The organism is Kitasatospora sp. NBC_01539 (genome assembly GCF_045040525.1).
In the GTDB taxonomy this organism is placed as follows: Bacteria; Actinomycetota; Actinomycetes; order Streptomycetales; family Streptomycetaceae; genus Kitasatospora.
On the sequence record NZ_CP109390.1, the window covers coordinates 2,648,298 to 2,661,621 of the forward strand.

The window sequence follows — 13,324 nt, forward strand, 5'->3', positions numbered from 1 at the left end:
GACCCCCTCGTGCCCCGCACCCCCCGCGGGCCCTGTGGCCCGTACCCGTCCCACCGCCGACCCCGACCTGCTGCGCCTGCTCGGCCGCACCCCGCTCGCCCGGATCAACACCCCGCTGCCGCAGCCCCACCCCGGCTTCTGGGCCAAGCTCGAAGGCCTCGGCGCGGGTGGCATGAAGGCCCGGCCGGCCGTCGCCATGCTCCGCGGCGCGCACGCCCGCGGCGAACTCCGGCCCGGCGCCACGGTGGTGGAGTCGACCTCGGGCACGCTCGGCATCGGCCTGGCCTTCGCCGGACAGGCCCTCGGCCACCCCGTCGTCCTCGTCGTCGACGCCGAACTCGAACCCGCCATGCGGCAGTTGCTGCGCTCCCACGGCGCGGAGCTGGAGATCGTCGAGCAGCCCGCCCGCGAGGGCGGCTGGCAGGCCGCCCGGCTCGCCCGGCTGCACGAGGTGCTGGGCCGCCGCCCCGGCGCGTACTGGCCCGACCAGTACAACAACCCGGACAACGCCGCCGGCTACCACGCCATGGCTCAGGAGATCGCCGCCGAACTCGACCACCTGGACGTCCTCGTGTGCAGCGTCGGCACCGGCGGCCACAGCGCCGGACTCGCCGCGCCGCTGCGCCGCCGCTGGCCGCACCTGCGGGTGATCGGCGTCGACTCCGTCGGCTCCGCCATCTTCGGCCAGCCCGCCCGGCCCCGGCTGATGCGCGGCCTCGGCAGCAGCATCCACCCGCGCAACGTCGCCCACCACGCCTTCGACGAGGTGCACTGGGTCGGCCCCGCCGAGGCCGTCGACGCCTGCCGCCGGCTCGCCCGCGGCAGCTTCGTCAGCGGCGGCTGGAGCACCGGCGCCGTCGCCCTCGTCTCCGCCTGGGCCGCCCGGCGGCAGCCCGGCGCGGTCGTCGCCACCGTCTTCCCCGACGGGCCGCACCGCTACCTCGGCACCGTCTACGACGACGCCTTCCGCCGGACCCACGGACTGCACCCCGCCCGGACGGCCACCCACCCCGTCGAGATCCCGCACCCCGGCGCCGCCGAGGTCGGCGGCTGGGCCCGCTGCCGCACACCCCGTCCCTCCCGGGAGGCCCGGCCGTGAGGCTCCACGCCCGCACCGTGCACCTGCGGCTCACCGAACCGCTGCGCATCTCGCGCTCGGTCATGGCCGCCCGCGACGCCGTCGAGATCGCCCTCCACCACGACGGCCTCACCGGCCACGGCGAGGCCGTCGCCAGCCCGTACCTCGGCCTCCCCGCCGACCGCATCCGCCGCGCCCTCTCCGGCCTCGCCCCGGCCCTGGCCCGCCTCCCCGACCCGGAGACGGCGCTCGCCGAACTCCGCGGCGGCGCACCGCTCTTCGCCGAGCTCCCGGCCGGGGTGCGGGCCGCCGTCGAGGCCGCCCTCCTCGACCTCGCCGGCCACCGCGCCGGGCTGCCCGTGCACCGGCTGCTCGGCGCCGCCGCGCCGCCGTCCGCCGCCACCGCCCGCACCCTCGGCATCACCGCGCCGCACCGGGCCGCGGCGGAAGCCGCCCGGCTGGCCGCCGCCGGCTTCACGCTGCTCAAGGTCAAGGCCGGCTCCCCCGACCGCGCCGACGACCTGGCCCGGGTCCGGGCCGTGCGCGACGCCGCACCGGGGGTGCGGCTGCTGCTCGACCCGAACGGCGGCTGGACGGCCGAGGAGACGCCCCGCCTGCTCGCCGCGTTCGCCGCCCTCGGCGTCGAGGCCGTCGAACAGCCCGTCGCCCCCGGCCGTCCCGACCTGCTCGCCGCCCTCGCCGCACGCTCCCCGCTGCCGATCGTCGCCGACGAGGACGCCGTCACCCCGGAGGACGCGCTCCGCCTCGCCGACCGCGTGCACGGCGTCAACGTCAAACTCGCCAAGTGCGGCGGCGTCACGGCCGCCCTGCGGATCTTCGACGCCCTGCGGGGCAGCGGCACCCGCGTCATGCTCGGCTGCCTGACGGCGAGTTCGCTGGGCATCGCCCCCGCCGTGCACCTCGCCGACCACGCCCACTGGGCCGACCTCGACGGCCATCTGCTGCTCGCCCACGACCCCTGGCAGGGCATCGGCGGCACGGACGGCACCGTCCGCACCGGCGGCCTCCCCGGCCTCGGCGTGCACCGGGCGCAGCCGGACGACCCCGGGTGAACCCCGGCGCGCCGGGCCGACGGCGGGCCGTCCCTGCCGCGCAACCCTCCGTTGGCCCAGCCCCGGGAAGGACGTCACCTCGGACGGGCAGCCTGTGACCGGCCGCCCACGCGGCCGGTCACAGGGCGGTCGCCCGCCCCCGAGGAAAGGCGCCGCGACGCCGATGGCCCCCCGTCTCTCCGTGGTCGTCCCGATCCACAACGTCGAGCCCTACCTGGCCGCGTGCCTCGACTCGATCGCCGCCCAGACCCTCACGGAGCTGGAGTGCGTGATGGTCGACGACGGCTCGACCGACTCCGGCCCGGCCATCGCCGAGGCGTACGCCGCCCGTGACCCGCGCTTCCGGCTCGTGCGGCAGGAGAACAAGGGCCTCGGTGCGGCCCGCAACACCGGCTACCGCCACATCGCCGACGGCACCGAGTACCTGGCGTTCGTCGACAGCGACGACACCCTGCCGCCGCACGCCTACCGGTTGATGGTCGACACCCTGGACGCCACCGGCTCCGACTTCGCCGCCGGCAACGCGCTGCGGCTGCGCGCGGGCGGGTACGAGCAGTCCCACGCCCACCGCGGGCCGTTCCGGGAGACCCGGCTCCGCACCCACATCACCGAGATCCCCGCGCTGGTCACCGACCGCACCGCCTGGAACAAGGTCTACCGCCGCGACTTCTTCGACCGCGCGGGCATCCTCTACCCCGAGGGCATCCTCTACGAGGACGCCCCGGTGAGCGTGCCCCACCACTTCCTCGCCGAACGGGTCGACGTGCTCGCCGACCACGTCTACCACTGGCGGATCCGCGAGGGCGCCGACCGGTCGATCACCCAGCGCAGGACCGATCCGCGCGGCCTCGTCGACCGGGTCCGCTCGATGGAGCTCGTCCGCGCCTGGCTGCTCGCCCGCCCGGAGCCGGAGTTCGCCGCCCACCTGCACGCCTACGACCACAACGCGCTGGTCGAGGAGATCCCGATGTTCTTCTGGTCCGTACCGGACGGCGACCGGCCGTACCGCGACGCCTACCAGCAGCACGTCACCCGCCTGCTGCACGCCATCGGCACCGAGCGGATCGCCCGTCTCGGCGCCCCGCTGCGCGTCAAGTACCGCCTCACCCTCGGCGGCCGGATCGGCGCCCTCGTCGCCGTGCAGCGCCTGCACGGCGCCGTCCGGCAGTGGCGCACCCGCCGGCAGTCCGCCCCGGCTCTCCGCCCGGCGGCACCGGCCACCGCCTGACCGCTGCGCGGCGGCCCCGAACGGTCCGGGCCCGCGCCTCCCCCGCCCGGGCGGAGGTGGCGCGGGCCCGCAGGCGTCCCGGCCGGCGGCTGTCAGCCCGCCGGAGCCACCGAACCCAGGTAGGCGGCGGCCTTCTCCGGGTCGTAGAACCAGTGCTCGAAGTCGGCCGGGTTGTTGAAGCCGTTCGCGAACCGGTGCGCCACGGGCGGTAGTTGGCCGGCCGCGCCGATCAGGTTGAGCACGTGCTCCGGCGGCGGGGCCAGCATGGCGTTCGTCCACTTGGTGACGTGCTGCGCGTCGTCCCAGTACCGGTCGAAGGCGCCCTGCATGAAGTCGCGGTCGAACGGCTTGTCGCCGTGCTCCAGGATCGCCGCGAGGTACACCGCGGCACACTTGGCCGCGTTGTTCGAACCCTGGCCGGTGATCGGGTCGTTGGCGACGACGACGTCCGCGACACCCAGCACGGATCCGCCGCCCGGGAGTTCACCGACGGCGTTGCGGACGACCGGGGCGTAGCGCCCGGAGAGGGTGGCGCCGGCGTCGGTCAGCTCGACGCCCCCGGCGGCCCGCTCGTACTCCCACGGCGTGAAGGTCCGCATCAGGTCGAGGGTGATCCGCAGTTGCTCCTGCGGGTCCCTGACGTCTCCGAAGACGTCCACCGGGCCACCCGGGACGCCCTCCCAGAACAGGATGTCGCACGGGCCCGAGACGGTGAGGCCGGGAATGACGAAGAGCTCGCCGACGCCGGGCACCAGGTTGCAGCGGACCGCGCGGAAGTCGTGCTCCGGACGCGGGCCGAGGCCGTGCACGTACGTGACGGCGAGTGCCCGCTGCGGGGTGTCGTACGGGGAACGGGAGGCGTCCCGGCCGAACATCGAGACCAGCTCGCCCTTGCCCGCGGCCACCAGCACCAGGTCGTAGGAGCGGGAGAAGTAGTCGAGGTCGGAGACCGCGACACCGTGCACCACGACCTGGCCGCCGCGCTGCGCGAACGCGTCGAGCCAGCCCGCCATCTTCAGCCGCTGGTCGACGGACTGCGCGTAGCCGTCCAGCCGGCCGACCCAGTCGATCACCCGGGCGGACTCGGGACCGCTCACGGAGACGCCGAGGCCCTCGATGCGGGGCGCCTCGTCCTCCCAGAAGTTGATGCCCAGGTCACGCTCGGTCTGCAGCGCGGTGTCGAACATGCACTGGGTCGACATGACCCGGCCGTGCCGGATCTCGTCCGCAGTGCGGTTGGTCATCACCGTGACGTCGTAACCGTGCGACTGGAGCCCCAGCGCGAGCTGCAGCCCGGCCTGTCCGGCCCCGACGATCAAAATCCTGCGCATCGCTGCCTGCCTTCTTGCTTCGTGTCGTTGGTCGGACGTCGTCACGGCGCCGCGGGGACCGGGCCCGCCTGGAGCTCCTCCCCGGCGAGCGCGTGCACCACCAGGGCCGTCAGCACCTGCACCACACCGGCCCGGTCGCGGGCGTCGAAGACCAGCACCGGGATGTGGTCCTTCAGCGCCAGGGAGTCGCGGACGTCGTCCGGCGAGTACACCGGGGCGTCGTCGAACCGGTTCACCGCCACCAGGAACGGCAGCCCGCTGGCCTCGAAGTAGTCCAGCGCGGGGAAGGAGTCCGCCAGGCGACGGGTGTCCGCCAGCACGACCGCGCCGACGGCCCCGCGCACGAGGTCGTCCCACATGAACCAGAACCGGCCCTGTCCCGGCGTACCGAACAGGTAGAGCACCAGGTCGGACTCCAGGCTGATCCGGCCGAAGTCCATCGCCACCGTGGTGGTGACCTTGTCGGGCGTACCGCTGACGTCGTCGACGTCGGCGGCGGCCTGCGTCATCACGGCCTCCGTCGTCAGCGGCGGTATCTCCGACACCGACCGCACGAAGGTCGTCTTGCCCACACCGAACCCGCCCGCCACCACGATCTTGGTGGAGACGGCGTTACCGCCCGTGAGGGGAATGCCCGCCGGCACACCCGCACCGGCGTCAGAGCTTGCGAAGTCCACCCAGCACCTTCTCCAGCAGATCCCGCTTCGAGGCCGTCGACGCCCCGGCCGTTCCGTCCTGCACGTCTGCGGCAGGGGTGCCGTGCACCCGGATGCCGCCCTGGTCCGCCAGATCGCTGACCAGCACCTTGACCACGCCCAGCGGGATCCGCAGCACCGCCGAGATCTCCGCGATCGACCGCATCTGCCCACGGCACAGCTCGTGGATGGCCGCGAGCTCGGGCAGGCTGCGGTCGGCCCGGTCGGCCGGCAGGTTCAGCGCCGACACCAGGGTCTCCACCAGCAGGACCTGCCGGAAACGCGTCCGGCCGCCGGTGATGGTGTACGGCCGCACCCGGGACGACCGCCCGCGGTCACGCCGGACGGTGCCGCCGGGCCGCTCCCCGAAGTCCTGGCCCTGCAGGGACGATCCGGCATCACCGGCGCTCACGCTGCCTCCCACGTCCTTCGGCTTCACCGGACGGCCATCGCCCGCTGGAGTTCGCTGCGCACCTGCGGCGTCAGCGCGTGCCCGGCGCGCTCCACGAGCAGCGCCATCTGGTAGGCCAGCACGCCCAGGTCGCAGCGGAGCGAGGCGTACACCCCCAGGCACGATCCGTCGCTGATCGCCATCACGACGAGATGGCCCTCGTCCATCGTCGTCATGACCTGCTTCAGGCCGCCGCGGCCGAGCGCCCGCGACACACCGGTCGACAGGCTGACCAGCGCCGAGACGATCGCCGCGAGTTCATTGCTGCGAACACCGTCCTGGGAGTCGGCCAGCAGCAGGCCGTCCGAGGAGACCACCACCGCGTCCTCGACCCCGGGCACCGACCCGAGGAAGTCGCCGAGCAGCCAGCGCACGCTCCTGGCCTCGGCGCTGATCGCGCCCCTCACGGGATTGCTCATCGATCCTGCCCCTCATCGATCGCCCCCGGTCCTTCGTGCCGTACCCCACGGATCCCCCGGACATTCGCGGCGTCCGCGGCATCCCCCGCGTTCCCCGCCTCCCGCGCACCGAAGCCGCCCGGTGCGCCGGATCCGTCCCGGGCGGCCTGCTGGAGCCCGCCCTGGAAACCGCCGAGGCGGCGCCGCAGTTCCTCCGGCGAGATGCCGCGCTTGCGGGGAGCTTCGGCGCCCTGCGGTCCGGGGGCCGGTGCCGGGAGGTCGGCGACCGGGTCGGCCGCGGCGGCCACCCGGCGCAGCCCGGAGACGGGCGCCTCACCGGTGCCGGGCAGGCCGTTGCCGCTGGGTACGCGACGCGGGAGCCCGCGCGAGGTCAGCGGGGGTTCGGGCGCGGCGGGCGTAGCGGGCCTGGCGGGCGCGGCGGCAGCGGTGGGCGCCGCCGGCGCGGCGGTGGTGGTGGGCGCGGCGGTGGTGGTGGGCGCGGCGGCAGCGGTGGGCGCGGCGGCGGTGGTGCGGGTGTCGGTGGTGGTGCGGGTGTCGGCGTGCTCCGCGGCCTCCTCCGCCCGCCGGTGCTCGCCGGCCGGCTCCTGCGGGGCCGGCCCGGAGGTCCGGGCGGGCTTGCGGCGCGGCAGTTCGGGCAACGGCCCGTCGCCGGTCCGGGCCCCGGGCGCGTCCTGCTTCGCCACCCGCGGGGCGGCCGGTGCCGGTGCGGGCGCGGCCGCCCGCTCCTCGGCGCGGCCCTGCTCGGCCTCGGCGGCCGCGCTGCGCTCCGCGCGGCGCTGGTCGTCGAGGTCGGAGGTGGAGACGGCGTCCTGCAGCAGGGCCTCGCGCGGGAGGACCACCATCGCCGTGACGCCGCCGCCCTGGGCGTTCTCCCGCAGCTGCACGCGCATGCCGTGCCGGCGGGCGAGCCGGGCCACGACGAAGAGGCCCATGCTGCGGCCGGTCAGTGCCCCGGCGAGCAGGGCGTCCCGCCGGTCGGGCTCGGGCTCGACCTGCTCGGAGAGCTGCTCGTTGAGCCGGCGCAGGCGCTCGGCGGGGATGCCGATGCCGCGGTCGACGACGGAGAGCATGACCTCGCCGTTGTCGAGGAGCCAGCCGCCGACCTCGACCTGGTCCTGCGGGGGTGTGAAGGCGGTGGCGTTCTCGAGCAGTTCGGCGAGCAGGTGGCTGGTGTCGTCGGCGGCCGCGCCGCTGAGGCGCACGGCGGCGAGGAAGCCGATCCTGACCCGCTCGTAGCGCTCGATCTCGGAGACGGCCGCCCGGACGACGTCGAGCAGGGAGACGGCCTGGCGGCTGCGGTGGCTGTTCTCCAGGCCTGCGAGGAGCAGCATGTTCTCGCTGTTGCGGCGCATCCGGGTGGCGAGGTGGTCGAGCCGGAAGAGGCTCTCCAGCTGGGTGGAGTCGGCCTCGCGGCCCTCCAGCCCTTCGATGAGCACGAGTTGGCGTTCGACCAGCGTCAGCGTCCGCATGGCGAGGTTGACGAAGGTGGCGTCGACGCTGCCCTGCAGGTCGTCCCGCTCGCGGGCGGTCTCGTCGAGTTCGAGCATCAACCGGTGCTGTTCGGCGGCGGCTTCGTCGCGCAGCCGGGCGAGTTCGGCCTGTCCCTCGGCGGCCTCGGTGAGGCGGCGGACGAGTTCGGCCCGTTCGCCGAGCAGTGCGTGGCGTTCGGTGGCCATGCCGTGGAGCTGGGCCCTGCCGTTGGCGATGAGCGCGTCGCGGTCCGCGGCGGCCCTGTCGAGCGCCGCGCGCAGGCGCCGAGCGGCGGCCCGTCGGATCCCGAGGGCGGTGCCGCCGAGGGCGAGCACGCCCACGGCGATTCCCGGCCCCCACACGCCGGGGCTCACGGAGCCGCCGGCGGCGGCCCCGCAGCCGGTCAGCGCGAGGAGCGGGAGTGTGCCTGCCAGGGCGCGTACGGGGCGGGGCACGAGGTGGCGGGTGGCGTCCGGTGCGGCCCCGTCCAGCGGTACCCCGTCCGGCGTGGCCGTCTCCCGGGGCGGGCACGGACGCCCGTCAGTCCTCGTACGCAACGGTGCTCACCATCTCATCCGGCTTCAGGCGCCCGAGAGGGAAGGGGCCTTCACCACCCCACTCGACCGGCGGCCCGGCCGGCACCGGCCCAGGCACTCGGAGGAGTCAAGCGCAGAACACGCCACCAAAACAAGATCAACTCGGACGGAAGCGACAACACCCCGATCTCACACGGTCTTCACCGGTCACCGAAACACACAGGCCAGAGCCCCGGCCCCGCCTCGGATCCGAGCCCGACCGACGGGTGCAGGTGACGGAGATCACATCCCCACCGTCACCCCCCGCGCCTGCATGGCGAGCCGGCGCCCCACCCGAATGGCATGACCTCGCCACCACCCTGCCCGACCTGGCCGTACACGGAGCGCGTCGGCCGACCCACGGGAGGGCCCGGCCTCCCGGAGAGGCGGGCACTCACGGCCGGGCACTCACGGCCGGGCGCGTACGCCGTCGAGGGCGATGCCGAGGACGTGGTCGCGCTGCGCGTCGTCGGGGAAGGCGACGGAGGCGATGCCCGAGACGAGGCGCAGCAGGTCGTCGATGCTCATGTCCGGCCGGACCTCGCCGGCTTCCTGGGCGTGGCGGAGCAGGGGTGCGCCCGCGTCGTACATGGACTGGCGGCAGGCCAGGAAGATGTCGGTCTCCTCACCCTCCAGCGCCTCGCGGATGGCGCGCTTGGTGAGGGCGTAGGCGACGAAGCGGCGCAGCCAGGCGGTGAGCGCGTCCCACGGGGGTTGGCCGGCGAGTCCGGCGGCGACGACGCTCAGGTCGTCGACCTCGCTCGCGTAGACGGTCTCGAAGAGGTGCCGCCGGGTGGGGAAGTTGCGGTAGAGGGTGCCGATGCCGACGCCGGCGCGGCGGGCGATGTCCTCCAGCGAGGCCTCGGCGCCGTGCTCGGCGAAGGCTTCGCGGGCGGCGGCGAGGAGGGCGTCGAAGTTGCGTGCGGCGTCGGCACGGCGGGGGCGCTGGGCGGCGAGGAACTCGCCGACGACGACCTGTTCGGGCACGGGGACCTCGCTTCGGGCACACCGGGTTGAACCGGAGGGGTACCTCCGTTAATGTGGAGGCATGCCTCGACTTTAGCAGTGGGGGCCCGGCCGTGCGCTGCCGCCCGTGCTCCGCCTGCCCGCACCGTACGCCCGCTCCCTGCTCAGCACGGCCGCGCCCGCACCGCCCGCACCGTCACGCGTGCCCGCGTCCCGACGTGCCGCGTCCGAGAAAACCCGCGTCCCGAGAAGGTTCGATGAACCGCGCCCCACTCCGCCCGAAGCCTGCCTCCAACCGCCTCACCTTCGGCGTCCTCGCCACCGGCGCCGGCGTCTACGCCCTGCTCCAGTCGCTGATCACGCCCGCCCTTCCGACCGTCCAGCAGGCGATGCACACCTCGCAGGCCACGGTCACCTGGGTGATGACCGCCTACCTGCTCTCCGCCTCGGTCTTCACGCCGATCCTGGGCCGCGTCGGCGACCTGGCCGGCAAGAAGCGCACCCTCGTCGCCGCCCTGATCGCCCTGCTGGTCGGCTGCCTGGTCGCCGCCCTCGCGCCCAACATCACCGTGCTGATCATCGCCCGGGTGATCCAGGGCATCGCGGGCGCGCTGTTCCCGCTGTCGTTCGGCATCATCCGCGACGAGTTCCCCGCGGGCCGGGTGCCCACCAGCATCAGCAACCTCTCCGCCGTCATCGCGGTGGGCAGCGGCCTCGGCATGGTGCTCGCCGGGCCGATCGTCGGCGCGCTCGACTACCGCTGGCTGTTCTGGTTCCCCGTGATCATCGTGGCGATCACCGCACTGATCGCCCACCGGTACGTGCCCGAGTCGCCGAACCGCACCCGGGGCAGCGTCAACTGGCTCGCCTCGGCGCTCCTCTCCGGCTGGCTCGTCGCCCTGCTGCTGCCCATCAGCCAGGCATCGAGCTGGGGTTGGGGATCCCCTCTCGTGATCGGCCTGCTCGCGGCCGCCGTCGTCCTCTTCGCCGTCTGGGCCGTCGTCGAGGGCCGCTCCCGCAACCCCCTGATCGACCTGCGCATCATGCGGCTCCCCGCCGTGTGGACGACCAACACGGCCGCCCTGCTGTTCGGCGGCGGCATGTACGCGGTGTGGGCGTTCCTCCCCGGCTTCACGCAGGCCCCCGCCTCCGCCGGCTACGGCTTCGGGGCCAGCGTCACCGGCGCCGGGCTGCTGATGCTGCCGATGCTCGTCTCGATGTTCGTCGCGGGCGTCCTCAGCGGCCGCCTGGCCGGACGCTTCCCCGCGAAGGCACAGCTCACCACGGGCGCCGTGCTCGGCGCGGCCGCCTGCACGATCCTCGCCGCCTGGCACGCCGAGCCGTGGCAGGTCGGCCTGGCCGCCGGGGTGTTCGGGCTCGGCATCGGCCTGGCCTTCGCCTCGATGAGCAACCTCATCGTGCAGAGCGTGCCCGCCGCCCAGACCGGCGCCGCCACCGGCATGAACGCCAACATCCGCACCATCGGCGGCTCCGTCGGCGCCGCCCTCATGACCGGGCTCGTCACCGGCCACCTCCAGCCCTCCGGCCTCCCGTACGCCTCGGGCTACACCCACGGGTTCACCCTGCTCGCCGTGTTCTGCCTGGCCGCGGCCCTCGCGGCGCTGCTCGTTCCGTCCCGCCGGACGGGCGCGCCCGCGGCGGCGCCGGTCACGGAGCCCGTCACGGATCCGGTCTCGGAGCCGGCCCGGTCGACGGACACCGCCACCACCCCGCGGGCCCGCGTACGGGGCTGACGGCCCGGACGTCGGAGCGGGAGCGGGCGGGTGGCCGGGCGGCCGCCCGCCCGCTCCCGCTCCGACGTCCGGGGTTCGGCGTCCGGCCGTCAGCAGGCCAGCGCGGCCGTCGGTGCACCCTGCTGGGCGGCCTGTTCGGCACGCCGCTGCGCGAGGACGCCGTCCACCCGGCCGCCGCACTCCCGCGCGAACACCCGCACCAGCCGCGGGTAGCGGTACTCCCCGCGGCCGACGGCGGTGAGCAGGTGCGCGTCGACGAGCTGCTCCAGCAGGTGCTCCGTCCGCGGCTCGCACTCGCCGAGCACCCGGGCGGCCGCCGGCACCCGCACGGTCGGGAGGCCGTCGGCCGGGGCCAGCAGGCGCAGGGCCCGGGCGGCGGTCGGGGCGAGGGCGTCGTACGCGCCGGACAGCGCGGCCCGCACGTCCAGGTCGCCGGCCCGCAGGGCGTCCAGCAGCCGGCGGTCGTCCGCGAGCAGCGCGGCCAGGTCGCGGACGCTCCACGACGGCCGGGCGGACAGCCGGGCGGCGCAGATCCGCAGGGCCAGCGGCAGGCCGTCACAGGCCCGGACGAGCGCCGCCGCGGCATCCGGGTCCGTGCAGGCACGACCCGTGCCCGCCGCCCGCGCGAGGAAGACCCGGGCCGCCGCCTCCCCCAGCCCGCCGACCACCACCGGCTGCGCGCCCACGAGATCGGTGAACCGTCCGCGGCCGGTGACCAGCACCGCGTGGCCGGGGTCGGAGGGGAGCAGCGGCCGCACCTGCGCGGTGTCCCGGGCGTCGTCGAGCACGACCAGCATCCGCCGCCCGGCGATCAGCGAGCGGAACAGTGCGGTACGCGCCTCGACGCCCGCCGGGACGGACTCCCCCGGCACGCCGAGCGCGGTGAGGAAGCCGTGCAGCACGGCGGCCGGTGCGGCGGGCGCCGGGGTGCTGCCGCGCAGCGACGCGAAGAGGGTGCCCTCGGGGTGCTGGGCACGGACGGAGTGCGCGAGGTGGACGGCGAGCGCGGTCTTGCCGGACCCCGGCCCGCCCGACACCGCGGCGACGAACGGCGCCCGCCGTCCGCGGGCGGCGAGCCGGGCGGTGAGGTCGGCGCGCACGGCGTTGCGGCCCGTGAAGTCGGGTACGTCCGGCGGCAACTGGAACGGCCGGACCTGCTCCGGCGACACAATGGCATGCCCCGGACGCACGTCGGCGAGACCGGACTGCGAGGCGGCGCGGCCGGACTGCGGCGTGGCGTGACCGGACTGCGAGGTGGCGTGACCGGACTGCGAGGTGGCGCGTGTCCGCCGCCCGTCGACCGGGCCCGGCTGCCCGCCCGGGCGCCTGCGCCTCCCGTCGGCGTGGCCCTGTCCGGCCGGCGCCGTCGGGAGGCCGGGGCGCGGGGGCCCCTCGGAGGGACCGTCCAGTGCGGGGTCCGCGCGAAGGATGCGGCGGTGGACGGTCCGCAGCTCGGCCCCGGGCTCGACCCCGATCTCCTCGCCGAGGATGCGGTGCACCTCCTGGTAGGCCGTCAGGGCCTCCGACTGGCGGCCGCTGCGGTAGAGCGCCGTCATGAGCAGCACCCAGAAGCGTTCCCGCTCCGGATGGCTCGCGGTGAGTGCGCGCAGTTCGCCCAGCAGGCCGCTGTGGCGGCCGAGCCGCAGTTCGGCGTCGAGCTTGGACTCCCGCACGTCGAGCCGGGCCTCGGCGAGCCGCCCGGCCTCGGCGAGGCGCAGCGTGTCCGAGTCGACGTCGACCAGGGCGGGTCCGCGCCAGAGTGCGAGCGCCTCCTCGAACAGCCCGACCGCGCGGTCGGGTGCGCCGTCGCGCAGCGCGTCCGCGCCGAGGGCGCGCAGGGCGGTGAAGCGGTCGGCGTCGAACTCGCCCGGCGCGACCCGGACGACGTAGCCGCCGGCGTGCGTCTCGATGCGCTCACCGGCCTCGCCGAGCCCCCTGCGCAGCCGCATCACGTAGTTGCGCAGGGTGGTGGCGGCGCTGGGCGGCGGATGCGCGCCCCAGACGGCGTCGGCCAACTGGTCGGCTGGCACCACCTGGCCGCGGCGGACGAGGAGCGCGGCGAGCAGCACCCGCTGCTTCGCCGCCGGAACGACCTGCACCGCGGCGCCGATCCTGATCTGCAGTGGTCCGAGGATCCCGAATTCCATCCGCCCGCTCCCCCTGTGCTCCCGACGACGGCTCCGGCGGCCGGTGCCGCACGTCGTGCGCCACCGGCCGCCGGATCCGATCCAAGCCCGCCACGGAGCTGTCCAGGAGCCTCGCCGCCGCCTTTCAATCAATTCCG

Annotated in this window: 11 protein-coding genes; 4 read left to right on the forward strand and 7 right to left on the reverse strand. The window is 75.4% G+C overall.

The annotated features are described in order from the left end of the window. Positions 1-34: 34 nt before the first annotated feature. The 3 genes from OG335_RS11335 to OG335_RS11345 all read left to right on the forward strand — a co-directional run bounded on the left by OG335_RS11335 (position 35) and on the right by OG335_RS11345 (position 3,379). On the forward strand, positions 35-1,099 hold the full coding sequence (locus tag OG335_RS11335; protein ID WP_405010958.1) for a PLP-dependent cysteine synthase family protein: 1,065 nt from the start codon (positions 35-37) through the stop codon (positions 1,097-1,099). Continuing rightward, a complete protein-coding gene (locus OG335_RS11340; protein WP_405010959.1) occupies positions 1,096-2,151 on the forward strand; it encodes a dipeptide epimerase in 1,056 nt (351 codons plus the stop codon). Before OG335_RS11335 ends, OG335_RS11340 begins: the two co-directional genes overlap by 4 nt. A 163-nt stretch (positions 2,152-2,314) precedes the next feature. Further along, entirely contained in the window at positions 2,315-3,379 is a 1,065-nt protein-coding gene (locus OG335_RS11345) for a glycosyltransferase family 2 protein (RefSeq protein WP_405010960.1), read from the forward strand. Positions 3,380-3,471: 92 nt separating this feature from the next. Here the strand turns inward: OG335_RS11345 and OG335_RS11350 are convergent, their stop codons facing one another. The 6 genes from OG335_RS11350 to OG335_RS11375 form a co-directional block, all read right to left on the reverse strand. Continuing rightward, the gene (locus OG335_RS11350) at positions 3,472-4,710 is read right to left on the reverse strand and encodes a styrene monooxygenase/indole monooxygenase family protein (RefSeq protein ID WP_405010961.1); all 1,239 of its coding nucleotides are present in this window, start codon (positions 4,708-4,710) and stop codon (positions 3,472-3,474) included. A 41-nt stretch (positions 4,711-4,751) separates the two neighbouring features. Next, the gene (locus tag OG335_RS11355) at positions 4,752-5,387 is read right to left on the reverse strand and encodes a GTP-binding protein (RefSeq protein ID WP_405010962.1); all 636 of its coding nucleotides are present in this window, start codon (positions 5,385-5,387) and stop codon (positions 4,752-4,754) included. Continuing rightward, positions 5,368-5,790, reverse strand: coding sequence for a DUF742 domain-containing protein (locus tag OG335_RS11360; RefSeq protein WP_405015358.1), 423 nt, complete (start codon positions 5,788-5,790; stop codon positions 5,368-5,370). Before OG335_RS11360 ends, OG335_RS11355 begins: the two co-directional genes overlap by 20 nt. Positions 5,791-5,840: 50 nt before the next feature. Beyond that, positions 5,841-6,275 (reverse strand): roadblock/LC7 domain-containing protein, encoded by a 435-nt coding sequence (locus OG335_RS11365; protein ID WP_405010963.1) that lies wholly within the window; start codon positions 6,273-6,275, stop codon positions 5,841-5,843. Further along, entirely contained in the window at positions 6,272-8,200 is a 1,929-nt protein-coding gene (locus OG335_RS11370; protein WP_405010964.1) for a sensor histidine kinase, read from the reverse strand. Before OG335_RS11370 ends, OG335_RS11365 begins: the two co-directional genes overlap by 4 nt. A 528-nt stretch (positions 8,201-8,728) precedes the next feature. Continuing rightward, complete coding sequence (locus OG335_RS11375) at positions 8,729-9,307, reverse strand: TetR/AcrR family transcriptional regulator (protein WP_405010965.1); 579 nt, start codon at positions 9,305-9,307, stop codon at positions 8,729-8,731. A gap of 236 nt (positions 9,308-9,543) precedes the next feature. On the opposite strand from OG335_RS11375, the gene OG335_RS11380 reads away from it, so the two are divergent. Beyond that, positions 9,544-11,040, forward strand: a complete 1,497-nt coding sequence (locus OG335_RS11380) for an MFS transporter (protein WP_405010966.1) — start codon at positions 9,544-9,546, stop codon at positions 11,038-11,040. Between the two features lie 89 nt (positions 11,041-11,129). Here OG335_RS11380 and OG335_RS11385 read toward each other — a convergent pair whose 3' ends face one another. Beyond that, positions 11,130-13,187 carry a BTAD domain-containing putative transcriptional regulator gene (locus OG335_RS11385; protein ID WP_405010967.1) on the reverse strand — a complete coding sequence of 686 codons (2,058 nt, stop codon included), beginning with the start codon at positions 13,185-13,187 and terminating at the stop codon, positions 11,130-11,132. Between the last annotated feature and the right edge of the window lie 137 nt (positions 13,188-13,324).